This is a genomic window from Novosphingobium endophyticum, from assembly GCF_014640675.1.
Taxonomy (GTDB): Bacteria; Pseudomonadota; Alphaproteobacteria; order Sphingomonadales; family Sphingomonadaceae; genus Novosphingobium; species Novosphingobium endophyticum.
This window is the reverse complement of sequence record NZ_BMHK01000117.1, coordinates 1-555: the sequence shown is the minus strand read 5'-3', so window position 1 is coordinate 555 and position 555 is coordinate 1. Positions and strand designations below refer to the sequence as shown.

Below are 555 nucleotides of genomic sequence, written 5' to 3'. Positions count from 1 at the left end.
AGGGTGGGATGTTTCAGCATACTCACGTCCTTTCAGTGGTAATAGTCCGAGCCGCGGATGTTGGTGTGCAGGATCGGTTCGCGCTCCGGGGATTTCGGCACGGGCACCTTGTCGAGCCCCTTCTCGAGGATCGATTTGACCGAAGGGTAATTGCGCGCCTGGATCTCCAGCGCGCGCAGCGCGGCGGCTTCAAGCCGGTCGGCGCCGAAGCGCTTTGCCAGGCCGATGATGCCCAGACACGAGCGGTAACCCTGTTCGGGATGCGGTTTGGCCTCGATGATCTTCTCGACCAGCAGCGAGAGCATTGGGCCGATCCGGTTCGCTTCCTCACGGATCTTCGCCGGCGTCCATTCGCCGTAGCGGCGGTGACTGGAGGGCATGTGCTCGGGGATTGTGGTATGCCGGCCATTGCCGGACCCGCGCATGTGCACGGCAATGCGCTCGGATCCGAGAAAGATCTCGACCGTGCGGGCCGTGAAGCGCACCTCCACCTCGCGGCGGGCAAAGCGGTGCGGCACCGAGTAATGGTGCCGTTCGAGAGCGATGTGATAGTCG

The 555-nt window shown here is 63.4% G+C and carries 1 protein-coding gene; it reads right to left on the bottom strand.

The features are described from left to right. Nucleotides 1–32 precede the first annotated feature (32 nt). A partial coding sequence (locus IEX32_RS20490) for a Mu transposase domain-containing protein (RefSeq protein WP_188773369.1) occupies nucleotides 33–555 on the bottom strand: 523 nt, incomplete at its 5' end.